The 25,527-nt window shown below is 64.9% G+C and carries 24 protein-coding genes and 2 pseudogenes; 11 read left to right on the top strand and 15 right to left on the bottom strand.

Going from position 1 to position 25,527, the window contains the following annotated elements; genetic code table 11:
• Positions 1-419: 419 nt before the first annotated feature.
• Entirely contained in the window at positions 420-1,709 is a 1,290-nt protein-coding gene (locus tag AB0L63_RS08835; RefSeq protein WP_364496711.1) for an adenylosuccinate synthase, read from the top strand.
• Positions 1,710-1,790: 81 nt separating this feature from the next.
• Positions 1,791-2,035 (top strand): annotated as a pseudogene (locus AB0L63_RS08830) (hypothetical protein); the annotation flags it as partial.
• A 56-nt stretch (positions 2,036-2,091) separates the two neighbouring features.
• On the opposite strand, the gene AB0L63_RS08825 reads toward AB0L63_RS08830, so the two are convergent.
• From AB0L63_RS08825 to AB0L63_RS08795, 7 genes are all read right to left on the bottom strand, one after another.
• The gene (locus tag AB0L63_RS08825; protein ID WP_364496708.1) at positions 2,092-2,844 is read right to left on the bottom strand and encodes a DUF427 domain-containing protein; all 753 of its coding nucleotides are present in this window, start codon (positions 2,842-2,844) and stop codon (positions 2,092-2,094) included.
• Positions 2,845-2,889: 45 nt separating this feature from the next.
• Entirely contained in the window at positions 2,890-3,339 is a 450-nt protein-coding gene (locus AB0L63_RS08820; protein WP_364496705.1) for a MarR family transcriptional regulator, read from the bottom strand.
• A gap of 126 nt (positions 3,340-3,465) precedes the next feature.
• Positions 3,466-4,572, bottom strand: coding sequence for an acyl-CoA dehydrogenase family protein (locus AB0L63_RS08815; RefSeq protein WP_364496702.1), 1,107 nt, complete (start codon positions 4,570-4,572; stop codon positions 3,466-3,468).
• Entirely contained in the window at positions 4,569-5,600 is a 1,032-nt protein-coding gene (locus AB0L63_RS08810) for an acyl-CoA dehydrogenase family protein (RefSeq protein WP_364496700.1), read from the bottom strand. Before AB0L63_RS08810 ends, AB0L63_RS08815 begins: the two co-directional genes overlap by 4 nt.
• Complete coding sequence (locus AB0L63_RS08805; protein WP_364496697.1) at positions 5,597-6,814, bottom strand: acyl-CoA dehydrogenase family protein; 1,218 nt, start codon at positions 6,812-6,814, stop codon at positions 5,597-5,599. The genes AB0L63_RS08810 and AB0L63_RS08805 overlap by 4 nt, the downstream gene beginning before the upstream one ends.
• Positions 6,814-7,716, bottom strand: coding sequence for an enoyl-CoA hydratase (locus AB0L63_RS08800; RefSeq protein ID WP_364496694.1), 903 nt, complete (start codon positions 7,714-7,716; stop codon positions 6,814-6,816). Before AB0L63_RS08800 ends, AB0L63_RS08805 begins: the two co-directional genes overlap by 1 nt.
• Entirely contained in the window at positions 7,716-9,269 is a 1,554-nt protein-coding gene (locus tag AB0L63_RS08795) for a FadD3 family acyl-CoA ligase (protein WP_364496692.1), read from the bottom strand. The genes AB0L63_RS08800 and AB0L63_RS08795 overlap by 1 nt, the downstream gene beginning before the upstream one ends.
• A 96-nt stretch (positions 9,270-9,365) precedes the next feature.
• Between AB0L63_RS08795 and AB0L63_RS08790 the strand changes: the two genes are divergently transcribed.
• From AB0L63_RS08790 to AB0L63_RS08765, 6 genes are all read left to right on the top strand, one after another.
• Positions 9,366-10,556 (top strand): acyl-CoA dehydrogenase family protein, encoded by a 1,191-nt coding sequence (locus tag AB0L63_RS08790; RefSeq protein WP_364496689.1) that lies wholly within the window; start codon positions 9,366-9,368, stop codon positions 10,554-10,556.
• Entirely contained in the window at positions 10,553-11,350 is a 798-nt protein-coding gene (locus tag AB0L63_RS08785) for an SDR family oxidoreductase (protein WP_364496687.1), read from the top strand. Before AB0L63_RS08790 ends, AB0L63_RS08785 begins: the two co-directional genes overlap by 4 nt.
• Positions 11,351-11,676: 326 nt before the next feature.
• Complete coding sequence (locus AB0L63_RS08780; protein ID WP_364496684.1) at positions 11,677-12,402, top strand: hypothetical protein; 726 nt, start codon at positions 11,677-11,679, stop codon at positions 12,400-12,402.
• A 171-nt stretch (positions 12,403-12,573) separates the two neighbouring features.
• A complete protein-coding gene (locus tag AB0L63_RS08775) occupies positions 12,574-13,179 on the top strand; it encodes a TetR/AcrR family transcriptional regulator (RefSeq protein WP_364496682.1) in 606 nt (201 codons plus the stop codon).
• Between the two features lie 127 nt (positions 13,180-13,306).
• On the top strand, positions 13,307-14,458 hold the full coding sequence (locus AB0L63_RS08770) for an acetyl-CoA C-acetyltransferase (protein ID WP_364496911.1): 1,152 nt from the start codon (positions 13,307-13,309) through the stop codon (positions 14,456-14,458).
• A gap of 349 nt (positions 14,459-14,807) precedes the next feature.
• Positions 14,808-15,335: a CAP family protein gene (locus AB0L63_RS08765; RefSeq protein WP_364496679.1), complete on the top strand. Its 528-nt coding sequence runs from the start codon at positions 14,808-14,810 to the stop codon at positions 15,333-15,335.
• A 119-nt stretch (positions 15,336-15,454) separates the two neighbouring features.
• Here AB0L63_RS08765 and AB0L63_RS08760 read toward each other — a convergent pair whose 3' ends face one another.
• From AB0L63_RS08760 to AB0L63_RS08745, 4 genes are read right to left on the bottom strand one after another with little or no spacing between them, the layout of a single operon-like run.
• The gene (locus AB0L63_RS08760; protein ID WP_364496676.1) at positions 15,455-16,534 is read right to left on the bottom strand and encodes a nitronate monooxygenase; all 1,080 of its coding nucleotides are present in this window, start codon (positions 16,532-16,534) and stop codon (positions 15,455-15,457) included.
• A complete protein-coding gene (locus tag AB0L63_RS08755; protein WP_364496674.1) occupies positions 16,531-17,340 on the bottom strand; it encodes a CoA-transferase in 810 nt (269 codons plus the stop codon). The genes AB0L63_RS08760 and AB0L63_RS08755 overlap by 4 nt, the downstream gene beginning before the upstream one ends.
• Positions 17,337-18,221, bottom strand: coding sequence for a CoA-transferase (locus tag AB0L63_RS08750; protein WP_364496671.1), 885 nt, complete (start codon positions 18,219-18,221; stop codon positions 17,337-17,339). Before AB0L63_RS08750 ends, AB0L63_RS08755 begins: the two co-directional genes overlap by 4 nt.
• The gene (locus AB0L63_RS08745; protein ID WP_364496669.1) at positions 18,221-18,994 is read right to left on the bottom strand and encodes an enoyl-CoA hydratase family protein; all 774 of its coding nucleotides are present in this window, start codon (positions 18,992-18,994) and stop codon (positions 18,221-18,223) included. The genes AB0L63_RS08750 and AB0L63_RS08745 overlap by 1 nt, the downstream gene beginning before the upstream one ends.
• A 120-nt stretch (positions 18,995-19,114) precedes the next feature.
• Between AB0L63_RS08745 and AB0L63_RS08740 the strand changes: the two genes are divergently transcribed.
• Both AB0L63_RS08740 and AB0L63_RS08735 read left to right on the top strand, forming a co-directional pair.
• Entirely contained in the window at positions 19,115-19,894 is a 780-nt protein-coding gene (locus tag AB0L63_RS08740) for an SDR family oxidoreductase (RefSeq protein ID WP_364496666.1), read from the top strand.
• 91 nt (positions 19,895-19,985) lie between these two features.
• Complete coding sequence (locus AB0L63_RS08735) at positions 19,986-20,897, top strand: SDR family oxidoreductase (RefSeq protein WP_364496663.1); 912 nt, start codon at positions 19,986-19,988, stop codon at positions 20,895-20,897.
• 597 nt (positions 20,898-21,494) lie between these two features.
• Here AB0L63_RS08735 and AB0L63_RS08730 read toward each other — a convergent pair.
• Together AB0L63_RS08730 and AB0L63_RS08725 are read right to left on the bottom strand one after the other, a co-directional pair.
• Entirely contained in the window at positions 21,495-21,911 is a 417-nt protein-coding gene (locus AB0L63_RS08730) for a helix-turn-helix domain-containing protein (protein WP_011207048.1), read from the bottom strand.
• 359 nt (positions 21,912-22,270) lie between these two features.
• Positions 22,271-23,434 (bottom strand): steroid 3-ketoacyl-CoA thiolase, encoded by a 1,164-nt coding sequence (locus tag AB0L63_RS08725; protein WP_364496660.1) that lies wholly within the window; start codon positions 23,432-23,434, stop codon positions 22,271-22,273.
• 141 nt (positions 23,435-23,575) lie between these two features.
• On the opposite strand from AB0L63_RS08725, the gene AB0L63_RS08720 reads away from it, so the two are divergent.
• The gene (locus AB0L63_RS08720; RefSeq protein WP_364496657.1) at positions 23,576-24,841 is read left to right on the top strand and encodes a cytochrome P450; all 1,266 of its coding nucleotides are present in this window, start codon (positions 23,576-23,578) and stop codon (positions 24,839-24,841) included.
• Positions 24,842-24,976: 135 nt separating this feature from the next.
• Here AB0L63_RS08720 and AB0L63_RS08715 read toward each other — a convergent pair whose 3' ends face one another.
• On the bottom strand, positions 24,977-25,393 hold the full coding sequence (locus tag AB0L63_RS08715) for a nuclear transport factor 2 family protein (RefSeq protein WP_364496908.1): 417 nt from the start codon (positions 25,391-25,393) through the stop codon (positions 24,977-24,979).
• A pseudogene (locus AB0L63_RS08710) lies at positions 25,373-25,526 on the bottom strand (LLM class F420-dependent oxidoreductase); the annotation flags it as partial. The pseudogene AB0L63_RS08710 and the gene AB0L63_RS08715, both read right to left, overlap by 21 nt.
• Position 25,527: the final 1 nt, after the last annotated feature.

Here is a 25,527-nt window from a genome sequence, read left to right as displayed (position 1 = left end):
CGGTTCGGCCGACAACCTGTCGGTCACCCTCGCCACCTGTAGGCGGACCCCAGCTGGTCCGCCAGTGCCTCGCAACCATAGCTGTGTTTGATTGGCAGCGCCTTCGGCGCTGCGTGTTCGCGGCCCTGCTGTCTCGCGGCCGACCCTTTCGAGCGACCTGCAAGCAGTCGCTAGCGGCGCCGTCGAGACTCGCGACTCGTCGCATGCGCTTCGATGACTCGGCCGCGAGACGGGCCGCGAACGTCGCTCATAAGACTCGCACTCTGGTGGGTGCGTAACACATCGACCGTCGTATGTGATCCGGACGGACGCCGGAACGCAACTGGGCATTGGGTAGACTGTGCTTCCGGCCACCGCCTCAATACGGCAGGTAGCTGCAACAGATGGCTGTTGCGCGTCGAACCGTAGGAGACACGAGCATGCCGGCAATCGTCCTGATCGGCGCCCAGTGGGGCGACGAGGGTAAGGGCAAAGCAACCGATCTGCTCGGTGGCAGGTTGCAATGGGTCGTCCGGTACCAAGGCGGTAATAACGCCGGTCACACGGTTGTCTTGCCCAATGGCGACAAGTTCGCACTGCATCTGATCCCGTCCGGCATCCTCACCCCGGGCGTGACGAACGTCATCGGCAATGGTGTCGTGGTCGATCCCGGCGTCCTGCTCGCCGAGCTGGCCGGGCTCGAGGAGCGCGGTGTCGACACTTCCGGATTGCTGCTCTCGGCCGACGCGCATTTGATCATGCCGTACCACGTGGCCATCGATAAGGTCACCGAACGCTTTCTCGGCAATAAGAAGATCGGCACCACCGGTCGCGGCATCGGTCCGTGTTACCAGGACAAGGTCGCTCGGGTCGGGGTGCGCGTCGCCGATGTGCTCGACGAGAAGATCCTGACCCAGAAGGTCGAGGCGGCCCTGGAGTTCAAGAACCAGGTCCTGGTGAAGATCTACAACCGTCGCGCATTGGATCCGCAACAAGTGGTCGATGAGGTGCTCGGACAGGCGGATAGCTTCAAGCACCGCATCGCCGACACCCGCCTGGAACTGAATCTCGCGCTCGAGCGCGGCGAGACGGTACTGCTGGAGGGTTCGCAGGGCACCCTGCTCGATGTGGACCACGGCACCTACCCGTATGTGACCTCGTCCAACCCGACCTCGGGTGGTGCGGCGGTCGGCGCGGGTGTCGGACCCAACAAGATCACGACGGTGCTCGGCATCCTGAAGTGCTACACCACCCGCGTCGGTTCGGGTCCGTTCCCGACCGAACTATTCGACAACTTCGGTGAATTCCTGGCCAAGCAAGGCGGTGAGGTCGGCGTGACCACCGGCCGGGCCCGCCGCTGCGGCTGGTTCGATGCGGTCATCGCGCGCTACGCGACCCGGGTCAACGGCATCACCGACTACTTCCTCACCAAACTGGACGTCTTGTCGAGTCTGGAGCGGGTGCCGATCTGCGTCGCCTACGAAATCGATGGCAAGCGGGTCGAGCAGATGCCGACCACCCAGACCGAATTCCACCACGCCAAGCCGATTTACGAAGAGATGCCCGGTTGGTGGGAGGACATTTCCCATGTCAAGACGTTCGAGGAGCTGCCGGCCAACGCCCAGTCCTACGTCTTGCGGCTGGAGGAGCTGTCCGGCGCCCGCATTTCCTGTATCGGCGTCGGTCCCGGGCGTGACCAGACCATTGTCCGGCACGACGTGCTCGGTTAGGGGCCGAAACAGCGGAGCCGGTGTGCCCGTTCATCGTTCGTTGTCGTCGATCATGATCGGTGACGAACTACAGTAAGAGCTATGGCTCGGAACTGGCCGATGATCGAGCGCGAGACCGAGTTCGAAGCGATCCGCGCGGCACTCACCGGAACCGAATGTGTCGGTGCGATATTGACGGGCGAGGCCGGAGTCGGAAAGACGACGCTGGCGAGACAAGCGACGGGCGCCGTAGGCGGCAATATCCGGTGACATTCATGTCCGCCGCCCGCGAGGCGCTGCTCGCCGACGGGCACGCGATTATCGGTGTCGACGATGCGCACCTGCTCGGATTTCCGTGGGCTCGAAAGCATGCTCGAGGTCGTTGCGATCTGATGCGGAAACGTCAGCTGAAGGGGGTTTTGGGGCGCTCTTGGAGTTGGCCGTCGAGGTAGATATCGACCTTCTCGTTGTAGAAGCAGACCAGGCCCGCGATCTTCTGACTTTCCGGGAACGGGGTGCGGTAGCCCCAGACGATGTCCGGGTATTCCTTGCCGTCGATGCGGACGGTCCAGTATTCGGCGGTGCCCTTGTAGGGGCAGCCGGTGTGGGTCTGCGACGGTTTCAGTAGGTCGAGGCGGACATCGGTCAGGGGGAGGTAATACCTTGCGGGGAGGCCGGTTTCGAAGAGGATGCGGGGTGAGTGCGAGTCGGCCACGGTGGTGCCGTCGACTTCCACGCGGATGTGGCGGGAGCTGGCGAGGATGTCGACTCGCGTGTACGGATCGCGCGGGTGGATGTAGACCGGCTCGTCCTCTTCGAACCATTCGTCCATGGCGTTCCAGTCCAGGCGCACCAGGTCGTTCAGTTCGGTGAATGGGGAGTCGTGATAGCGCACCGCGGCTCCGGCTGCGGTGGTGCCGTCGACGACCACGTCGTATCCGGTCGCGGTGCCACGGCTCGGGGATTTCGCGCTGGTGCCGTTCGGCTCGAGTTTCGCGTGCAGATCCGCGACGGGCAAATAGTAGGTCGGGTAGTGCGGACTCTCCCAGACCAGGACCGGGCGGGCGGTATCGGCGACCAACTGGCCGCCGAGGTAGACCCGGACTCGCTTCTGGCTGGTCGCTATCTTGACTAGGCCACGCTTCTCATCGGTCATACTCTCCGACCGTACTCCGGAAGGTGGTCCGACCAGCCGAATCGGCTATCGCGACGCGGGTACCGGCCGCGGTGCCGACTTTTTCAGTGCGTTCAGCAGTTCCTTCATATCGCTTTCCATCCGGGCCAGCCGTTCGATATCGAAACCGGTGAGCTCCGCCGCTATCGCCCCGCCGAAGGCGCCGCGGGCACGGGTCAAACGGGTGCGTCCGGCCGGGGTGAGTTCGACGACGACGGCCCGGGAATCATCCGGATCCTTGCGTCGGGAGGCGTATCCATCCGCGACGAGCTTGCCGATCAGCGCCGTTGCCGCCGGCTGTGAACATCGATCGATGCGAGCGAATTCGCTGACGCGTACCGCGCCGTGTTCGTCGAGCACCGCAAGTGCGCGCATCACGGCTCGCGGCAGATCGTCGCCGCTGATCACCCCGGCCAGCCGGGTCAGCCGACCCGCGGTGACTAGTAGGTTGACCACGATGTCATCTGCTGTTGCCACCTGAGCCTGCTGCATGCAGTATTATTGCATACGCTAACTATGTATGGCCAGGGGGCTGCGCCATGCCACATGACCAGTGCAAACGTAGCGCCCCTAGGAGCGGGACTCCATCGGGGCGCGTGACGGTCAGGCGGTCGGGGTGAGTGGCCTGCGGGGCTGCCCGAACAACTGCGCATCACCGTGTGCGCGCTTGAAGAACAAATGCGCGTCATGTTCCCAAGTAATGGCAATGCCGCCGTGTAACTGCACCATCTCCGCCACGATGGTCGTGAATGCCTCCGAACAATGCGTCCGCGCCACCCAGACATCCTCCGCGGCGGACGGGCTGTGCTCCGCCACAGCGACCGTCGCCGCATATGACGCGGATTTGGCCGACTCCACCAGCACATACATATCCGCCATGCGATGCTTGAGCGCCTGGAAACTGCCGATCGGCCGGCCGAACTGCACGCGGGACTTGGCGTACTCGACCGTTAGCTCCAGACACCGCTGCGCGGCGCCGACCTGCTCGGCGGCCACCGCGGCCCAAGCGATTTCGTGCAGCCGCACCACGACGAGCGCCGGATCCACCGAACCGAGCCGCCGCGCCGGAACCGCCGCAAAGGTGATTTCGGTGAGCTTGCGAGTGGGATCCATCGTCGCGACGGCGCGTCGGGTGACGCCCTCGGCACCTGAATCGACCTCGAACAGGCCGTTCGAGGTCACCACGACAAGGGTGTCGGCAGCCAGCCCATCGAGCACGTAATGTGCTGTGCCGGACAGTGTTCCGTCTTCGGAGTGCACACCCGGCTCGTCCCAGCCGCCGGTCCCCGCCCAGCACACCGCGATCGTGCGGGAACCTTCGGCAACCTCGGGCAGCAGCCGCTCACATGCCTCGTTGTCACCGGACAACAACACGGCCTGCGCACCGAGCACGGCCGCCCCCAGCATCGGCACCCCGGCCAGCGTGCGCCCCAATTCGGTTACCACCAGCAGGGATTCGATCAGGCTCGCACCGAACCCGCCATATTCCTCCGGGATCGCGAGCGCGGCGACGCCGACCTGCTCACACAACAGCCGCCACAGCGTCTCGTCGTAGCCGAGTTCGGTATCCATGGCCGCACGCACTGCGGCGGATCCGGCGTGCTTGGTGAGCAGCGCCCGGACCGAGGCGACGAATTCCTGATGTTCAGTGCTCGGCCCGCCTGTCACCCGACCACCACCTGCCATCGAATCGTTGTGCGATGTAGTCATTTCGCACCTCGTAGCGCTCGGTCCCGAACCGCCTCATCGCGCAGTGCGCGGGCAATCCGGGAACGATGCAGATCCGGCGTACCCCAGGCCGACCGCAGCGCGGTCACCCTGGTCAACCACAGTGACAGGTCGTACTCGGCGGTGTACCCGATCGCACCGTGCACCTGAAGTGCCGCCCGCGCGGCCCGATAGGCCGCATCACCGCAGGCGATAACGGCCGCCGAGACGTCGCGCCCGCGCGTGGCTGCACCCATTGTCAATGCCGCCCGGTACAGCAGCGGCTCGGCCAGATCCAGCCCGATCAGCACATCGGCCAACTTCTGCTTGACCGCCTGGAATTCGCCGATCGGCTTGCCGAACTGCTTGCGCTGCTTGGCATATTCGGTGGCCGCCGCCAACAGCGCCCGTCCCGCGCCGAGCAACTGTGCCGCATTGGCAAGCGCACCGGTATCGAAGGCGGCCGCGACCGCCTCGACTACCTGCGCACCCTCGGCGACAACAACCTCGGATTCGACGACGAACAGCCGCCGCGCCGGATCGACCGAACGCACCAGCTCCGTGCGATGTCCGGTGCGGAGCTGATTACCTTCGGCGATCAGCACCACCTCGGCGGTGTCCGCATCCAACGCGACGGTGCCGTGTTCGGGTGAGGTGAATGCCAGCGTGCCGAGCGCCGCTCCCTCCGCGAACCCGGGCAGCCAGCGTGCGGCCAGTGCGGTATCCGGAAGAGCTTGCAGCAGTGCGGGTATCGCGGCCGCCGTCTCGACCAGCGGTCCGGGCGCCGCGGCCCGGCCGATCTCCTGGAAGGCGACGACCAGATCGATCGGCTCCGCGCCGATCCCGCCGTGCCGCTCCTCGATGCCAAGACCCAGCGCACCCGCACCGGCCAGCTGCCGGATGAGCCCGCGGCCGGGCTCGGAATCGCCCGCGGCCCAGTTGCGCACGGCGGCGGGAGTGCGTCCGGCGTCGAGCAACTTGCGCAGGCTGGTGCCGAAGTCGAGTTGTTCCGGGCTGAGCGCGAATCTCATCGGCTGCTCCCTCTCGGTAGTCCGAGCAGCCGCTCGGCGATGATATTGCGCTGAATCTCATTGGTACCGGCGTAGATCGGGCCGGACAGCGAGAACAGATAGCCGTCCGTCCACGGTCCGGACCGTTCGGCGGCACCGGCGAGTACCTCCAGCGCGGTTTCGTGCATGGCGATATCCAGTTCGGACCAGAACACCTTGGTGATCGAGGATTCCGCGCCTAGCTTGCCGCCCTCGTTCAACCGGGTGACCGTGCCGAAGGTATGCAGCCGGTATGCCTCGCTGCCGATCCAGGCGTCCACCACCGCATCTCGCTGCGCGGTATTGGTGCGGTCGCCGGTGTCGAGCCAAAGGCCGATGAGTCGTTGCGCGGTGGCGCTGAAGCGGCCGGGGGAGCGCAGTGACAGTCCGCGCTCATTGCTGGACGTGCTCATCGCGACCCGCCAGCCCTCGCCGGGTGCGCCGATCACATCGCAGTCCGGCACGAAGACATCGTCGAGGAAGATTTCCGCGAATCCGGGCTCCCCGTCCAACTGCGGAATCGGCCGTACTGAGACACCATCCGCGGACAGCGGGAACATCACATAGGTGAGTCCGCGGTGCCGGCCCCGGCGGCTGCGGTCAGGCCCGGAGCCGGCAGCCTGCGTACCCACGGAGGGCCCCGCATCCGCCGCATCGGGCACGGCCTCGGGATCGCTGCGGAACAGCCCGAATGCCCAGTCCGCGAACGATGCGCGCGAACTCCAGGTCTTCTGACCGCTCAATAGCCAGCCACCGGTGGTGCGCCGCGCGGTCGAGCGGATACCGGCCAGATCGCTGCCCGCCTCCGGTTCGGACCAGGCCTGCGCCCAGATATCGTCACCGCGCGCCATCCGCGGCATGATCCGATCCAGCTGTTCGGGCGTGCCGTGCTCGAAAAGTGTTGGCGCCAACAGGAAGATGCCGTTCTGGCTGACCCGCCCCGGCGCACCAGCGGCGTAGTACTCCTGCTCGAAGAGCACCCACTCCAGCAGCGAGGCATCGCGCCCGCCGTACTCCCGAGGCCAGGAGACGACCGACAGTCGCGCCTCGGCGAGCGTGCGCTCCCATTCGCGATGCGCCTCGAATCCGGCCTCGGTATCCATCGATGGCAGCGGCTTCGCGGGTTTATTGGCGGCGAGGAATTCGCGAACTTCCCGCTGGAATTCCTGAGTCGCCTGATCGAAATCCAGATCCACTACGTTGTCCTGTTCTGCTCGGACGTCGACTGGGTGGCCGCCGTCGCGGTAGCCTTCATCGACTTGGCGTTCATGCCCCCAAGCGAATCGGCGCCGACCTCGGCATTGTGCGCATGTGCGAAGTGGTGCAGGCCGAATACCGAATCCATGCCCGCGCGCATACCCATCAGATCCTCGGCCTGGTTCACCGCCTTCTTGGTCAGCGCGAGTCCGAATTGCGGCATGGTGGCAATCTTTTCGGCCAGCGCGAGGGTTTCGGTCTCGAGTTCGGCGCGTGGCACGACGCGATTGACCATGCCCCATTCCTTGGCCTGGGCCGCATCGAAGCGGTCCCCGGTGAACAGGAACTCCTTGGCCGCGCGCGGACCCATCACCCACGGATGCGCGAAGTACTCCACACCCGGAATGCCCATGCGGACAACGGGATCGGAGAAGAACGCGTCATCGGAGGCGATAATGAGATCGCAGACCCAGGCCAGCATGAGCCCGCCCGCGATACACGCGCCTTGCACCATCGCAATGGTCGGCTTGGGGATTTCCCGCCAGCGGCGGCACATCCCGAGGTACACCTCGGTCTCGCGGGCGAAGCGCTGATCGCCGCCGACCCGGCCCACATGGTCCCACCACAGCGTGGCCTTGTTCTGATAGCGCACATGGTGGTCGCGCCCTGGTGTGCCGATGTCATGGCCCGCGCTGAAGTGTTTTCCGTTGCCCGCCAAGACGATCACCTTGACCTCGGCGTCTTCGACGGCCCGCTCGAACGCGGCATCGATGGCATAGGTCATCACCGAATTCTGTGCGTTGCGGTAGTCCGGCCGGTTCAGCGTGACGATCGCGATCGGGCCGCGCCGCTCATAGGTAACGACGTCTCCCTCGTCGGGAACACCGTTCTCGTCGGACATTACGACTTCTCCTCACGTAGTTGACGCTTGAGCACCTTCCCGGCGGCGCTATAGGGCAGCTGGTCCCGGAATTCGACGAATCGAGGCACCTTGAAATTGGCCAGCACGCTGCTCGCATGCCCGCGCACCTGTTCCTCGGTGAGTGCGGCGTCCGGCTTGCGCACCACAAATGCCTTGCCCACCTCACCCATTCGGGTATCCGGCACTCCGATGACGGCGGATTCGGCCACGCCATCGAGCCGGGCCAGCGCCTGTTCGATCTCCGCCGGATACACATTGAAACCGCCGGAGATGTACATATCCTTGAGCCGGTCGGTGATCGTCAGATACCCGCGTTCATCGAGCGTGCCGATATCGCCGGTATGCAGCCAGCCCTCGGCATCGATGGTTTCGGCGGTACTTTCCGGATCGTTGAGGTAGCCGAGCATCACGTTGGGCCCCCGCAGCAATACCTCGCCCTCCGGGCTCAGTCGCAATTCGAAATCGGCGATGGGGCGGCCACAGGTGCCCGCGATGGTGGCGGCATCGTCATCGGCGCGGCACATGGTGCCGAATCCGGCGGCTTCGGAAAGTCCGTAGCCGGTGATGACGACATCGAAATCGAGTTCCGAGCGCATGCGCTCGACCAATACCACCGGCACCGTCGCGGCGCCGGTCACCGCGACGCGCAAGGTGCTCAGGTCGTAGTTGTCCCGGTCCGGGAAGTCGAGAATGGTCTGGTAGATGGTCGGGGGTCCGGGCAGCACCGAGATCTTCTCGGCGCCGACCAGGCGCATGGTCGCGGGCACATCGAAGGTCGCCTGCGGAATGATCGTCGCGCCGGTCACCAGGCAGGCGAGTATGCCCGCCTTGTAGCCGAAGTTGTGGAAGAACGGGCTGACCACCAGATAGCGATCGGCGCCGGTCAAGGTGGTGCACTCGGCCCAGGCCCGCACCACCGACAGCGCCTGCCGATGCGCGACCAGGGTGCCCTTGCTGCGTCCGGTGGTGCCGGAGGTGAACAGGATGTCGGAAATATCGTCGGGGTCGACGGCCGCGGCGCGCTGCACGGCATCGGCTACTGGGACCGATTCGGCGATACCTGCGAGCTGCGACCAGTTGACGGCGGCGGCGTCGGTGGTCTCGGTGCCCGGCTCCACGGGGATGACCACCACTGTATCAATGCGCAATTCCGGTGCGGCGGAGCGCAATTCGGCGAGTCGATCCCGGTCGAGGAAGGTTCCGGCGATAAACAGCGCCTTGGCCTCGACGCGCTCGAGCACATCGGCGGCCTCATCGGCGACATAGCGGGTATTGAGCGGCACCAAGGCCGCGCCCGCGTAATGGGTGGCCAAGGCGGCGATCACCCAGTGGTAGGTATTCGGCGCCCACATGGCGACCCGATCGCCCGATTGCACGCCGCGGGCGATCAGCGCCCGCGCCACCTCCTGCACCGCCGTCAGCAACTGCGCCCAGTCCAGCCGCACCTCGCCATCGCCGAGGGCGGGCGCGGTGCCGAAAGTACGCGCGGCATCGTGCAGTGCCAAAGGTGTCGTTTGTGCAGGGGTTGTCACGGTTGTCCTCACCGTCGGCGGGGTCTTTTGCTGCCTTTGCCAGATAAAGCGGTCAGGCTCTAACAAAGCAAGTGCTTGGTAGGTTATCCTACCGGCGTGGTTGCGATCCAGACCTCAGATTCCGATACCGCTGCACAGGACGCGCGGTTTTCCGCAGAAGTGCGCGAGTGGTTGGCCGAGAACCTCGATGGCGAGTTCCGTGCGTTGCGCGGACTCGGCGGGCCCGGCCGCGAACACGAGGCCTTCGAGGAACGCCTTGCCTGGGACCGGCATTTGGCCGCCGCCGGATGGACCTGCCTCGGCTGGCCCAAGGAGTGGGGCGGGCGCGAGGCCTCGGTGCGCCAGCAGGTGATCTTCCATGAGGAATACGCCAAAGCGAATGCGCCTGCGCGGGTTTCCCACGTCGGTGAGGAACTGCTCGGTCCGACGATTTTGGCCTTCGGCACCCAAGCGCAGAAGGAGCGGTTCCTGCCGGGCGTCCGGAATGTGACCGAGCTGTGGTGCCAGGGCTACTCCGAACCCGGTGCGGGCTCGGATCTGGCCGCCATCACCACCAGCGCCCAGCTCGACGGCGATGAATGGTCGATCAACGGCCAGAAGATCTGGACCTCGCTGGCACATGTGGCCGACTGGTGCTTCGTCGTCGCGCGCACCGAAAAGGGTTCGACCCGACACAAGGGCCTTTCCTACCTGCTGGTTCCGATGCATCAGCCGGGTATCGAGGTCCGCCCGATCATCCAGCTGACCGGCACCTCGGAATTCAACGAGGTCTTCTTCGACAATGCTCGCACCGCCGCGGACCTGGTCGTCGGCGAACCCGGTGACGGTTGGCGCATCGCCATGGGCACGCTCACCTTCGAGCGCGGCATTTCCACCCTCGGTCAGCAGATCCGCTTCGCCCGCGAACTAGCCGATATCGAGGCACTGGCCCGCCGTACCGGCGCGGCCGACGACCCATTGATCGCCGATCGCATCGATAAGGCATGGGTCGGCCTGCGCGTCCTGCGCGCCCACGCGCTGCGCACCATGCAGGACAGCACCGCCGACGACGGCGGTCAGGCCTCGGTCTCGAAGCTGCTGTGGGCCAATTGGCATCGCGGCCTCGGCGAATTGGCCATGGCCGTGCTCGGGCCCGCCGGACTGGTGGCCGACGAGGACGATCTCAACGAATGGCAGCGGCTGTATCTGTTCACCCGCGCCGACACGATCTACGGAGGTTCGAACGAAGTGCAGCGCAATATCATCTCCGAGCGCGTGCTCGGACTGCCGCGGGAGGCTCGCCCATGACAGGACCGCGTTCTAGTGCGCCGCAGCCCATTCCGGGGCACGGCCTGCTGACCGGACGCAATGCCGTGATCACCGCAGCGGCGGGCACCGGCATTGGCTCAGCCACCGCGCGCCGGCTGCTCGCCGAGGGTGCCGATGTCGTCGTATCCGACTGGCACGAGCGACGTCTCGCCGAAACCGAGGTCGAACTGAAGGCCGAATTCCCGGAGCGCCAGGTCGCCTCGATCGCGTGCGATGTGCAGAGCACCGAACAGGTCAACGAGCTGATCCGCGGTGCCGCAACGGCATTGGGTCGCATCGACATCATGGTCAACAATGCCGGACTCGGCGGTGAAACCCCCGTCGTCGATATGACCGACGAACAGTGGGACCGCGTCCTGGATATCACCCTCAACGGCACCTTCCGCTGCACGCGTGCCGCCCTCGGCTACTTCCGTGATGCGGGCCATGGCGGTGTGATCGTCAATAACGCCAGCGTGCTCGGCTGGCGCGCACAATACGGTCAGGCCCACTACGCCGCCGCCAAGGCCGGCGTCATGGCCCTGACCCGCTGCAGCGCCATCGAGGCCGCCGAACTCGGCGTCCGCATCAATGCCGTCGCCCCGAGCATCGCCAGACACGCCTTCCTGGATAAGGTCAGCTCGACCGAACTGCTCGACCGCCTCTCCGAACGCGAGGCTTTCGGCCGCGCCGCGGAACCCTGGGAAGTCGCCGCCACCATCGCCATGCTGGCCAGTGACTACACGACCTATCTCACCGGCGAGGTGGTGTCGATCAGCAGCCAGCGCGCTTGACCTACGCCAACCCAACTGAGCAAGCCTCATGAGCGAGGAGTTCGCAGCCCGTTTCGTGTCCGCGCGGTGGCGCGGCTATCGACTCAGCCGAGTCGTCGAAGCGCATGCGACGAAGTCGCGAGTCTCGACGGCGCCGCTAGCGACTGCTTGCAGGTCGCTCGAAAGGGTCAGTCGCGAGACAGCAGGGGGCCGCAACACGCCGCGCCGCAGGCGCGGCAAATCCAACACAGCCCACGAATCCGCCGCGCCCGCGCGGCCAAAAACACAGCCCGGGTGTGCCATGCTGGGAGTGGTCGAATCCCGCACTCCCCTAAGGGGCGATGGCTATGGGGCTGGATCGCCCACATGCCCGCGAACAACTGGAACTCGAATTGGTGCGCGAAGTCGTGCTGGCCAGGCGACGGATGGACAGCATGGTGCTCGCGGCGCTCACCCTCGGTGCCGAACTCATGGACCACACGTCCGAGCGCGTGACCGCGACGCGGGCCACGCAGATTCTCGAGCAATACGCGATCGATGAGACCGAGGTCGCCCGCGATCCGCGTGGTGCGTTGCGTGCCGATATGGCACGCGATCACGAACGCGCCTGCCGCATCGGGCTGGCGGCCGAATCGGGATCCGAACAGGAACGTCGACGGCGACAGCAGACGGCGGTGCTGTGTGAGGTGCGAGCGGATCTGCTCGACGTTATTCGCAAATGCCGCAAATTCCGCTTCGATCGCGTGACATTCGCCGACGAGATCGCCCAAGGCCTGTGCGCGGCTACCGACAAGCTCGTCGTCGGCGCGGATATGGATACCTATCGAGCCTGGCAGCGCGGCATGATCCTCAAACTCATCGAGGAGCCGGTCCCGTTCGGTCCGCCGCGCGTCATGGCCACCGTCGACGCGGGCCCGGATCGCGGCCCGCTGACCGTCGAATGGGACAGCTGTGAGCGCCGACTCGCGCTGGTGGCGCGGATGGCTCGCGCGGGTATTTCCCCGGTTGTCATCTGTGACCGACTGCTCGCGGACCTGTCGGTCTCCTCACCTCTGCGCTATTCCATGCGCTGAGACATCCCGATCGACTGATTTCGTGAGTACATGGGTAACTCGTCGGGGACGGGCTAACGGAACTCCATCAGTACCGGTGGTCGCCAACGCTGATCTCATGGCACCCGAGCCTGGCGCCTAAAGGCCCGGGGAGGCGGGGGAGCCTAGCCCAAGCAAATGCTTGGTTGTATTATGAGTCGCGTGACCGCACCAGACGCCTCGAAATCAGCACGGCGCAACGAATTGCTCGCACTGGCGGCCCAACTGTTCGCCGAGCGTGGACTGCGTGCGACGACCGTGCGGGATATCGCCGATGCGGCCGGGATTCTTTCGGGGAGCCTGTATCACCACTTCGATTCCAAGGAGTCGATGGTCGACGAGATTCTGCGTGGCTTCCTCGACGATCTGTTCGGGCGGTACCGGGAGATCGTGGCCGCCGGGATCAGTTCGCGAGATACCTTGGAGGCCTTGGTGATCGCGTCCTACGAATCCTTCGACCGCTCGCATGCCGCGGTGGCGATCTACCAGGCCGAGGCCAAGCGCCTGCGGGATTCGGAGCGGTTCACCTATATCGCGGACTACAACCGCGAATTCCGCGAGCTGTGGCACCGGGTGTTGATCAATGGCGTCGAGGACGGCAGCTTCCGGCCGGAGCTCGACGTCGAATTGGCCTACCGGTTCCTCAGGGACACGGTGTGGGTTGCCGTGCGGTGGTACGAGCCCGGCGGCGCGATCACCGTCGAGAACCTCGCCAAGCAGTACCTGACCATCGTGCTCGATGGACTCACCGTGCCATAGCCATATCGGCGGTCGCGGGCCCGGTGTGGCTACGCGAGCCGCCGCCTCCGGGCCTGGCGCGCCCGCCGGGTATCACCAAGTAGGAGTTCTCATGTCAGCACCATCCGCTCGCCGCCCCTACTCCCCGCTGCGGGATGCCTATGTGATCGACGCGGTGCGTACGCCGGTCGGCAAGCGCAATGGCGCGCTGGCTGCCGTGCATCCGGCCGATCTCGGCGCGGCGGCACTGCGTGGGCTGCTGGACCGCAACCCGATCGACCCGGCGATGGTCGATGACGTGATCGTCGGCTGCGTCGACAATGTCGGTCCGCAGGCCGGCAATGTCGGCCGCACCATGTGGCTGGCCGCCGGCTATCCGGAGGAAGTTCCCGGCGTCACTGTCGACCGGCAGTGCGGATCCTCCCAGCAGGCCATCAATTTCGGCGCACAGGCGATTATGAGCGGCACCGCCGAGGTGATCGTCGCGGGTGGTGTGCAGAACATGAGTGCCATCCCGATCTCGGCGGCCATGTTGGCGGGCAAGGAATATGGCTTCGACTCGCCGTTCGTCGGTGCGCAGGGCTGGGATCATCGCTATGGCACCGCCGAGGTTTCGCAGTTCAACGGTGCGCAGCTGATCGCCGATAAGTGGCAGATCAGCCGAGAAGAGATGGAGCGCTGGGCATTGCGCAGCCATGAGCGCGCCCGCGATGCCATCAAAAACGGCCGCTTCGACGGCGAAATCGTACCGGTCGGCGACTTCTGGATCGACCAGTGCCCGCGTGAGACCTCGCTCGAGAAGATGGCGTCGCTGCCGGTGCTCGCCGAGGGCGGCACACTGACCGCCGCGGTCGCCAGCCAGATCTCCGACGGCGCGAGCGCCACCCTGCTCGCCTCCGAATGGGCCGTCGAGGAATACGGATTGCGCCCGCGCGCTCGCATCCACCACGTCAGCGCCCGTGGCGCCGACCCGATCATGATGCTCACCGGCCCGATTCCGGTCACCAAGTGGGCGCTGGAGAAGACCGGTCTGACCATCGACGATATCGATGTCGTCGAGATCAACGAGGCCTTCGCCCCGGTTGTGCTCGCCTGGCTGCGGGAGATCGGCGCCGATCCGGAGAAGGTGAACGTCAATGGCGGCGCGATCGCCCTCGGTCACCCGCTCGGCGCCACCGGCGCAAAGCTTTTCGCCACCCTGCTCAATGAGCTGGAACGCCGCAACGGCCGCTATGGCCTGCTCACCATCTGCGAGGGCGGCGGCACGGCAAACGCGACGATCATCGAACGTCTCAGCTGAGCGCCGCGCACCACACTCGGTGGTTGTTGTCGGTGACTGTCGCTGTTCCGCTCGGCTGTCAGATGTGTTGCCGGGGAAGCATGTTCGACGTGCGGTATGGGCGAGCGCCGAAGAATCAAAGTTGTGAGCAATGACATCGACACCCTCGCCACCGCGCTCTACCTGAAAACCGATGGCGGCGGACACCGGCCCGGACACTGTGGTCGTTACCATCACCACGAATCCGGGTGAGATCAGCGGTCACCGTCTGACGACGACCCTGCTTGCGCTCACCGCCGCGATCTGGCACAACAATGTGCGATTCGGATCGACTCGCCTCATCCGAACTGACTCTTCGTAGGAGACAGCTATGCGTGCTATCTGGTTCCTGTCACTTGGTGCCGCCCTCGTGCTCGGCAGTATTGCGCCCAGTGCGACCGCCTCCGTGGAGCCCGCCGATCACTGTGGTGGTGCGACTTTCGCGCAGGACATGCTCGCGGCGCACAACAAGTTCCGAGCTGAGCACGGTTCGCCACCGCTCACGTTGGATCAGCGACTGAGCGGGGTTGCTCAGGATTATGCGAACAGCTTGGCCAGCTCGGGGACCTTCAAGCATTCCGGCGGCCCGTACGGCGAGAATCTGTACATGGCGGAGGGGATGGAGGTCACGGGCGCGACAACGGTCGAAGACTGGTACGCCGAGATCAAGGACTACAACTTCAGCAAACCCGGGTTCAGCGAGAAGACCGGACACTTCACACAGGTGGTGTGGAAAGGCAGCAAGCAACTCGGGGTCGGCGTTGCATGCAACGGTTCGAAGACCTATGTCGTGGCGAATTACGACCCGCCGGGCAACTATGAAGGCGAGTTTCCCCAGAACGTGCTTTCTGCACGCTGACAACGCTGATCAGTACCTTCACGAAATCTGCGCCAGTGCCCAGGTGGCAGACGACAAGAACACCAAAGGCCGCTCTCTGGAAGCGATTCCAGAGAGCGGCCTTTCGGGTTTGCTTCCGATCAGGACGCGTTGGGGGTTGCCGCGGTGAGCGCCGCGATCGTGTCGATCCGCGCGACGGCATCGGCGACGATGCGGTCGATGAGTTCCTTACAGGTGGGTAGGTCGTCGATGATGCCGGTCACCTGGCCCGCCGCGAGCACGCCCGCCTGGGTATTGCCCTCGACGAGTCCGGCGCGCAGCAGCATCGGGGTATTGGCGGCCATGATGACCTGAGACCAGCTGAGGTCCTTGGCCTTTCGCATGGCTAGACCGTCGCGGATCATGGTCGACCACTTCATCCCGGTCATACCCTTGAATTTCGCCGCATTCGAAGCGGCGGCGACCAGGCCCCGCCAGCGCCCCGAATGTTCCAGGCGATCGACGAGTTCGGTATTCAGCACCCGGTGCGGCATGCCGTCGACCTTGAGCGAGACCACGGTGTCCTGCAGCTGCCGCTTCAGGTACTCCTGCTTGACCGCGTCGGGCACGGTGCTCTCCTTGGTCAACAGGAAGCGCGTACCCATCGCGACACCCGCAGCGCCATAGGCCAATGCGGCCGCCAGACCACGTCCGTCGAAGAATCCGCCCGCCGCGACAACCGGGATATCGACCGCATCCAGCACCGACGGCAGCAGCAGTGTGGTCGCCACCGGACCGGTATGCCCACCGCCCTCGCCGCCCTGCACGATCACCGCATCGGCACCCCAGGATGCGACCTTCACCGCATGCTTGGCCGCGCCGATCGACGGAATCACCACCACACCGGCATCTTTCAGCTTGGCGATGAGTTCCCGTTTGGGTGCCAGCGCGAACGACGCGACGGCCACCTTTTCGCGGATCAGCAGATCGATCCGTTCGGGCGCATCCGAGGCATCCGCGCGGATATTCACCCCGAACGGCTTGTCGGTATGCGCCTTGGTCTTCGCGATCGCGGCTTCCAATTCGGCGAATGTCATGGTGGCCGAGGCCAGAATCCCGAGTCCGCCCGCCTCGGCGGTCGCCGACACCAGACTCGGCCCGGCCACCCAACCCATACCGGTCTGCACGATCGGATGTTCGATGCCGACCAGTTCGGTCAGCGGCGTCCGCAGCACGGTCATGATGGCACCTCCGATTCCCGAACCTTCTTGGGATCGAGCACATCCCGGATCAATCGCAGTTCTTCCGAGGTCGGCAGCCGGGTCTGGCCCGCCTCGGCCAGTTCGGCGATCTCGAACGAGGTGTTCTCGGCGACCTCGTCGGCGGTGACGCCGGGATGCAGACTGCGCGCCCGCATCGTGTGGTCGGGTCCCTCGAAATCGAAGACGCCCAGATTGGTGACCACCCGGTGCAGGTGATGGAACCGATACGCCGGATTGGCCGGATCGACCTTGTCATAGCCGACGCCGGAGACGATATCGACCTGCTCGACGAACACCCGGCGGGTATGCCGCGAAACCCAGTAGCTGGTCGGGTGATTGATGGTGTTGCCCGGCGCACCGCGCACACCGAACATCTGTCGGGTCGGCTGCTGCAACGCACCGAATGCCGACAGATTCTGATTGCCGAACCGATCGAGCTGATTGGCTCCCATCACCACGTGGCGGCGACCGGAGGCGACCACATCGAACACCTTCCGGAACGGAATCCACCCTTCGATCGGCGCCTTACCGCCAAATGGGGGAGTGTCGGCGAACAACAGCGCCTCGCCGTCGGAGAGCAGTAGATCCGGTTCGGTGGTCAACTTGGCCAGCCGCGCACCGATGATTGTCATCGGCGACATAGGCGAGGCCATGATTTCCCCGGCGCCGCTGAAGATCTCGGCGCAGGCCAGCGCGCAGATCTCGGCCCTGGTGACGGTTTCGGTCGAGGGCCCGCCCGCTGTCCGACCGCCACCCCCCACGGAATCGCTACGCGATGCTGTCATTTCTGCACCTCCTGTGCGAACTCGCGAACGGCGGCCTGATATTCGTCCTCGGAAACCGCCAAATACTTGTCGACGAACTGCCGCCAGGACTCCGGCGTCTTGGCCGACTCCACATAGTGCTTCTGGAACTTCTCGTCGCGGCCGTAGCTATCGGCGGCCAGGGTGAAGTGCGCGCCGCCGGGTGCCTCGACCACACCGTCGACCAGCATTCGGTTGAGCAATAGCGACTGCAGTGGAACGGCTTTCACCAGTTCCTCGGTCTCCACCACGCGCTCCACCGATACGTAGCGACGCTCGGCGGCCAGGCAGTACAGGTCGTCGAAGTACGGATCGACACCCGTGTACGCGGCATTGCCGTGTTTGTCGCCGATATTCACATGCACAAGCGCCGCATCGAGATTCAGTGCGGGCATCGCGATCAGCGTCTCGGTTCGTCCGTCGCGGTCCGGATACGGCGATGCGACGGTCTTCAGCTCACCGTCCCAGAAATTCACGACATCGGATCCGAGTCCAGCGCGGATCGGCAGGAACGGCAGACGCGCGGCCGCCGCCTCCAGTCCGCACTTCAGCATGCCCTCGTCCATCTCCCGCGCCACCAATGCGCCGGCGGTGCGCGCCTTGGCGAACCACGGATCGTAGAACGGTGGCGAATCCAGTGAGACGAAGCCGTAATACGCCTTGCGCACCTTGCCCGCCGAACACAGCAGACCGAGATCCGGTCCGCCGTAGCTGACCACGGTCAGATCGGTGATATCCGAACGCAGGATGGCCCGCACCAGTGCCATCGGCTTGCGCCGCGAGCCCCAGCCGCCGATGCCGATGGTCATCCCGCTCCGCAGTTCGCCGACGACCTCGTCGAGCGACATTCGCTTGTCCCGCATCAGTTTTCCTTGCTTTCTTCCTTGCGCGCGGCCAGATCGTCGTCGAACCGCGCGCGGATCTCATCCGCGACACCGGCCAGATTCAGTTCGAAGGTGAAGCCCTGTTCGTAGCGGTAACTGCGGTGCACGTCCTGCACATCGATGCCATTGAGCGCCCGCTTGGCCGCCCGGATCACCCGGCTGTCCTTGGCCGCGATGTTCTTGGCGACTTCCAGTGCGGCGGCGTCGAGTTCCGCACGCGGCACCACCTGGTACACCGAACCGAAGTGCTGCAACTGCTGTGCGGTGATAGTGCTCGCGGTATAGAACAGCGCGCGCATCAGATGCTGCGGCACCAGCCGGGACAGATGGGTGGCCGCACCGAGTGCACCGCGGTCTACCTCGGGAAGTCCGAAAGTCGCGTCATCCGAGGCGATTACGACATCGGCATTGCCGACCAGACCGATGCCGCCGCCGAGGCAGAAGCCCTGAACCGCCGCGATCACCGGAACCGGGCAGTCGTAGACGGCCGCGAAGGCCTCGAAGCAGCCGTGATTCGCGTCGATCAGCGCCTGATGACCCGGGGTGCGCTGCATCTGCTTGATGTCGACACCGGCATTGAAGCCGCGGTTCTCGGCGCGCAACACCACCACTTTGGTTTCCGGATCGCGCCCGGCCGCGCGGATCTCATCCGCGAGCGTGAACCAGCCGTCGGATGGTATGGCGTTGACCGGCGGGTAGTCGACCGTGACCACGGCGATGCCGGTTGATTCGGAGTGACGGTTGATCCCCATCGCATGTCCCATCGTGTGTGCCGAGGTGGTCGCTTACACCGCTGCGCTGATCGTTTCGAGCGACCCGCAAGCAGTCGCTATACATTGGCAAAGCAAGCAGTTGCTTGGTAGGTTAGCACGGTGGCACTCGAAATAGACCTCACCGGCAATGTCGTCCTGGTTACCGGCGGCGTGCGCGGAGTGGGTGCGGGCGTCAGCAGGGCTTTCCTGGCCGCGGGCGCGACCGTGGTGGCCTGCGCGCGACGCCCCGGTGACGAGCCGGTGCGGCACGCGGAACAGGCGATTGAATACCTGCCCTGCGATGTACGCGATGCCGACGCCGTGCAGGGGTTGGTCGACACGATCGTCGCGCGGCACGGCCGCCTCGATCACCTGATCAACAATGCCGGCGGTGCCCCGTTCGCCCTCGCCGCCGATGCCAGCAAGAATTTCCACAGCAAGATCGTCGAACTGAACCTGCTTGCGCCCCTGCTGGTCTCGCAGGCCGCCAATGCGGTGATGCAGCGGCAGCCGGGCGGCGGCTCCATTGTGATGGTGTCCAGCGTGAGCGGTCACCGACCGTCGCCGGGTACCGCGGCCTACGGCGCGGCCAAGGCGGGCGTCGATAGCCTGACCTCCTCGCTCGCTGTCGAATGGGCGCCGAAGGTTCGAGTGAATTCGCTGGTCGTGGGCCCGGTTGTCACCGAGCTGAGCGAACTACACTACGGCGACCAAGACGGTATCGACGCCGTCGGCGAGACCATCCCGCTCGGTCGGATGGCCCGCCCCGAGGACATCGGCCGCTGCGCCGCATTCCTGACCTCATCCCTGGCCGCCTATGTCAGCGGCGCGACGCTGCTGGTGCACGGCGGCGGTGAACGTCCGGCATTCCTGGCGGCGTCGAATGCCAACGGCCGCTAGCGACTGCTTGCAGGTCGCTCGAAACAACACTGCCGAGCAGGCCGCTCAGACCTGAACAACCGAACCGAGAACGAAGAGGACACAACAGGTTATGGACACCGAGCAGATCTGCGCGGGGCGCATTGTCATCGTCACCGGCGCCGGCCGCGGTATCGGCCGGGCGCACGCGCTCGCCTTCGCCGCCGCCGGAGCCCGCGTGGTCGTCAATGATCTCGGCTCCGCGCTGAACGGCGCGGCGACCAGCGAGACGCCCGCCGAGCAGGTCGTCGCCGAGATCAAGGCGCTCGGTGGCGAGGCCGTGGCCAACGGCGACGACATCGCGGACTGGGATGGCGCCCGCAATCTCATCCGCCAGGCCGTCGATACCTTCGGTCGCCTGGACGTGCTGGTCAACAATGCCGGTTTCGTGCGCGACCGGATGCTGGTGAACCTGGGTGAGGACGAGTGGGATGCGGTGATCCGGGTCCATCTCAAGGGTCATTTCGCGACCATGCGCCACGCGATCGAGTACTGGCGGGGCGAGTCCAAGGCGGGCCGCCCGGTCGATGCCCGCATCATCAATACGAGTTCCGGCGCGGGCCTGCAGGGCAGTGTCGGCCAGAGCAATTACGGTGCGGCAAAGGCGGGTATCGCGGGTTTGACCATCACCGCGGCTGCCGAATTCGCGCGCTACGGCGTCACAGTCAACGCCATCGCCCCCGCCGCCCGCACGCGCATGACCGAAACCGTCTTCGCCGAGACGATGACTGCCCCCGAGGATGGCTTCGACGCCATGGCGCCCGAGAATGTCTCGCCGATCGTCGTCTGGCTCGGTAGTCCGCAATCCGCGGCCGTCACCGGACGAATGTTCGAGGTCGAGGGTGGCAAGGTCGCACTGGCCGACGGCTGGCGCCACGGCACCGCCGTGGACCGCGGCGCCCGCTGGAATCCGGCCGAACTCGGCCCGGTGGTCGCCGATCTGATCGCCAAGTCCGTTGCGCCGGAAGCGGTGTACGGCGCCTGAGCGCCGAGAATAATCGCGGCTGTGCCGAGCGGCTGTTGTCAGGCCGCTCGGCGATGGATGCGCTGTATCTGCAATCCGGCGGCGGCGTCGAATTGGTTGCCGCGGGTCCGCCTCCGTCACTGGTGTCGGCGCGCGCCGACCGAGTCGCGCAGTGGGCGCGAAACCCATTGGGCGATGTAGTAGTCGACGCGCGGTGGATTGCTCCGCCCGAGGGCATTAGTCCCCGCGGTTGGGTCCATGCAATCGCGGGCGCCTACGAAGCAGATGCCGGAGCCGCGGTCCAGAATATCGAGTAACACCAAAAGCGATCGGTCCGCGGCATTCTGAAGGACTCGCTCTGGGTATTCAAAATGGTTGACATAGCATGGAATCCGGCATGGTCTATGGCATGCCGGATTCTATGTGTCTACTGACGTATCCGCACGACTGATTTCGTCACAACCCGGTGGCTGCAGCGCGCTTCTTTCGCAACCCTGCACTCGTCGCCAAGCCCACATTTTGGATGACGCCAGTGGTGACGAAGTCGATAAGCATCCACACCCATGACGCAGTACGGTGCGACCCTGAGGGTCGCACCGTACTGCGCTGTGGGAGAACCTATTCGGTACCGTCCGGAGGAATTTCGGGCAAACCCTCGCTTGCCCGCAACTTCTCCGCCATGGAGGTGAGGAGGTTCTGTGATTCTTCGGACAGGTCGAACGCCCTACTCGACAATCGTCGCAGCCCGTAGCCTTGCAGCTGGGACAGCAACTCCAGATCGTGATCGATCTTGGCAGCATAGATGTCGTTGAAGAAGTAGTCCGGTTTGACCTTGAAGAACTTGGCCAGTGCAGCCACCGTTTCGTCTGACGGGTTGGTCCGCTGTCCCGACCGCAACTGCGAGAGGTACGGTTTCGAGATCGGATGCCCGGAGGCTGTCAGCGCAGCCGCAACCTCCGCGTTGGTGTGCGGCTTGCGCCCCGGGGGATGCACGGTTTCGAACAGCTTGTTCAGCCGCGCCGCGAAATCAGCCATTGTGAGCCGCCCAATTCCCTTCGCTGTACTAACAGTCGTTATCTCGGATACGTATCATTGATATTAGCGGCTCAGTAACTGAAAACCTACGCCTGATTCGGGATTTCCTTGAAGCTTCTAGGTGCCGCTCCGGGGAAGGTGCTGCGATGGTGGCGTTTGCGGGTCACGCCAACGGCTCTTGAGAAAACGTGGTGTGAACCGGTTCTGGCCCGTCGCGAGGGTCTTCCCCGCCGAGTCTACGGTAGCGAAAAGGTAGCTGATCGGTCATGCGTGCGTCTGAGCTGGCCCTTGTGTGGCGTACGACACGTTTTCGGCTCATGGGCATGAACGTTCAACCTATGCGGGATTGGTTGAAACCACTACAACCTCTCGATGATGGTGCCTGTCGCCAATGCGCCACCTGCACACATGAGTACCATCGCGGTGCTGCCGCCGGAACGCTCGAGTTCGTGCAAAGCCGTTGTGATGAGCCGAGATCCGGTTGAGCCCACGGGATGTCCGAGGGCAATCGCACCACCGTTTACATTTACGCGATCCATGTCTGGTTTGTGTACAGAAGCCCATGAAAGTGCTACTGCCGCAAAGGCTTCATTGATCTCGAACAGGTCGATATCGCCGATATTCATTCCGGACCGTTCGAGCAGTCGGGTGCATGCCTGCACCGGACCGTCGAGATGGAACTCGGGCTCCGCGCCGACGAGTGCCTGGCTCACGATCCGGGCGCGAGGGCGCAACCCCGCTCGCTGTGCGGCCTTTTCGTCCATCAGCAATACGGCTGCCGCGCCATCGGAGATCTGCGATGAGGTCCCCGCGGTATGGATTCCGCCCTCCAGCACCGGCTTCAGCTTGGCCAGCCCCTCGGGCGTGGTGTCGCGCAGGCCCTGATCCCTTGTTACGTCCAACTTTTCGCCGGTGAGGTTGCCTTCCTTGTCGACGGCGGGCGCCGCCACGGTGAGCACCTCGCGGTCGAATCGTCCCTCGGCCCAAGCCTGGGCCGCCAACCGCTGCGAGCGGACGCCGAGTTCGTCGAGATCATCGCGAGTGAGGCCGCGCCGCTTGGCAATACGCTCGGCTGCCTCGAACTGATTCGGCAGATCGATATTCCAGGAAGCCGGGCGGCGCGGGCCTGCGTGCTCGCCGACATTGGCGCCCAAGGGAACTCGGCTCATTGCCTCCACGCCGCAGGCCATGCCGATATCGATGGCGCCGGTTGCGATCAGTCCGGCGATCAGATGGTTGGCCTGCTGCGCCGATCCGCACTGCGCGTCGATGGTCGTGGCGCCGACCTGCCACGGCAGCCCGGCGTGCAGCCAGGCGACGCGGGTCACGTTGTTGGACTGCTCGCCGGCCTGGGTGACGCAGCCGCCGATGACCTGCTCCACCGCTGTGGGATCCAGATGCGCCTTCTCGAGCAGTCCGCGCTGGGCGAGGCCGAGCAGTTCGGCGGCGTGCAGTCCGGCGAGCCAGCCGCCGCGCTTGCCGATGGGGGTGCGAGCGGCCTCGACGATGACGGGTGTGCCCATGTTCAACCTTTCCTCTGGGACAGAAAACTGAAACGTGTGTTCACGCATGTGTGGACAGAATCAGTCCAGTTCTTCCCTCATTATGCAGCCTATGCTTGAATGATTGTAGAACGTGTTTCAGTTTGTCGAAGGAGACATCTGGTGGTAGACCAGCGCAATGCCCGGCCGAACCTGCCGGATGGGTTCGATGTCACGGACCCGGACATTTATGCCGAGCGTGTTCCGGTCGAGGAGTACGCCGAACTGCGCCGTACCGCACCGATTTGGTGGAATCCACAGCCCGCCGAGGTCGGCGGCTTCCATGACGGCGGCTTCTGGGTGGTGAGCAAGCACGCCGACGTCAAGGAGGTTTCGCGGCGCAGCGATGTGTTCTCCACCTTCGAGAACACCGCGATCCCGCGCTTCAATGACGACATCACCCGCGAGCAGATCGAACTGCAGCGTTTCGTGCTGTTGAACATGGACGCACCCCAGCACACCAAACTGCGCAAGATCATCTCCCGCGGCTTCACCCCGCGCGTGATCAACGGTCTGCGTGCCGAACTCAAGGCCAGGGCCGAAACCATCGTGCAGGCGGCGGTGCAGAACGGCTCTGGCGACTTCGTCACTCAGGTGGCCTCCGAACTGCCGCTGCAGGCGATCGCCGAACTGATCGGCATTCCGCAGGAGGACCGCGGGAAGGTCTTCACCTGGTCCAACGATATGACCGGCTACGACGATCCGGAGAGCACGGCCGATCCGGTCGCCGCCTCCGCCGAGGTGCTCGGCTACGCCTATCAGATGGCCGCGGCGCGAAAGGAATGCCCGGCCGACGATATCGTGACCAAACTGATCGAGGCGGATGTCGACGGCGATGAGCTGACCCCGGAGGAGTTCGGCTTCTTCGTGATCATGCTGGCCGTCGCGGGCAATGAGACGACCCGCAATGCGATCACCCATGGCATGGCGGCCTTCCTGGAGCATCCGGACCAGTGGGAGCTGTTCAAGAACGAGCGTCCGGCCACCGCTGCCGACGAGATCATCCGCTGGGCCACCCCGGTCACCTCGTTCCAGCGGACCGCGCTGGAGGACACCGAACTCGGTGGCGTGCAGATCAAGAAGGGGCAGCGGGTGGTCATGCTGTACCGCTCGGCCAACTTCGACGAGGACGTCTTCGAGAACCCGGAGCGGTTCGACATCATGCGAAAGGACAACCAGCACTTGTCCTTCGGCGGTACCGGCGCACACTTCTGCATCGGCGCGAATCTGGCGCGGATGGAGGTCGATCTGATCTTCAACGCCATCGCCGACGCCATGCCCGATATCACCAAGCTCGGTGATCCCAAGCGGCTGCGTTCCGGCTGGCTCAACGGGGTCAAGGAATTCCAGGTCGACTACAAGACCTCGGGCTGCCCGGTCGCGCACTGAAATGCGGGGGTCCAGGCCTGGGTCGGCAGTCTGGGTCCCCCGGCTTCGGTGACGGACAAGGGCCCTCGTACCGGTGTGCCCGAAGCCGGTGCGAGGGCCCTTGTTGTGCTGCCCCCGGAGGGGAGGGGCAGCCGCTCAGATGCTCGGTTTCGCCGTCGCCATGGCGCGGTCGACCTCCCAAAAGGCCCGCAGCGCGGCGATTTTGCCCGATTCGTCGACCTTGTAGGTGAAGACGCCCTCGGCATCGATCTGGTGTCCGCCCATCTTGGTGCGGATCAGGCCGGTGAAGGCGATCTCGTTACCGCAGGCGAAGGAATCCTCGAACAGGAACTCGATCGAATCGGTCTTCGCGATCGCCATATCCCAAAAGGCCGCGATGGCCTCCCTACCGCGATGGCCCTTGCCCTCCGGATCGAAACCCGAAGGGCCGATGGGATCTTCGACAATGCCGTCCGTTGCGAACAGCTCGACCCAGGTCTGCTTGTCCTTGGCCCGCACCGCGGCCTGCGACGCGAGTCCGGCGGCTCGTGCTGGATGTTCGGAATTACTCATACGCGTGCCTTCGCGACGATGGGTTCCTCGATATTCTTCGCGGCATCGACGAAAATCCGCACTCCTCAGCGGTTTTCGCCAAATCCGGCAGCTGCTCGAGCGGACTCGGCGCGATGCCGATGGTGAACTTCAGC

This window comes from Nocardia sp. NPDC051990 (assembly GCF_040680755.1).
In the GTDB taxonomy this organism is placed as follows: Bacteria; Actinomycetota; Actinomycetes; order Mycobacteriales; family Mycobacteriaceae; genus Nocardia.
The sequence above is the reverse complement of the archived record's forward strand: the minus strand, read 5'-3'. Positions and strand labels throughout refer to the sequence as shown.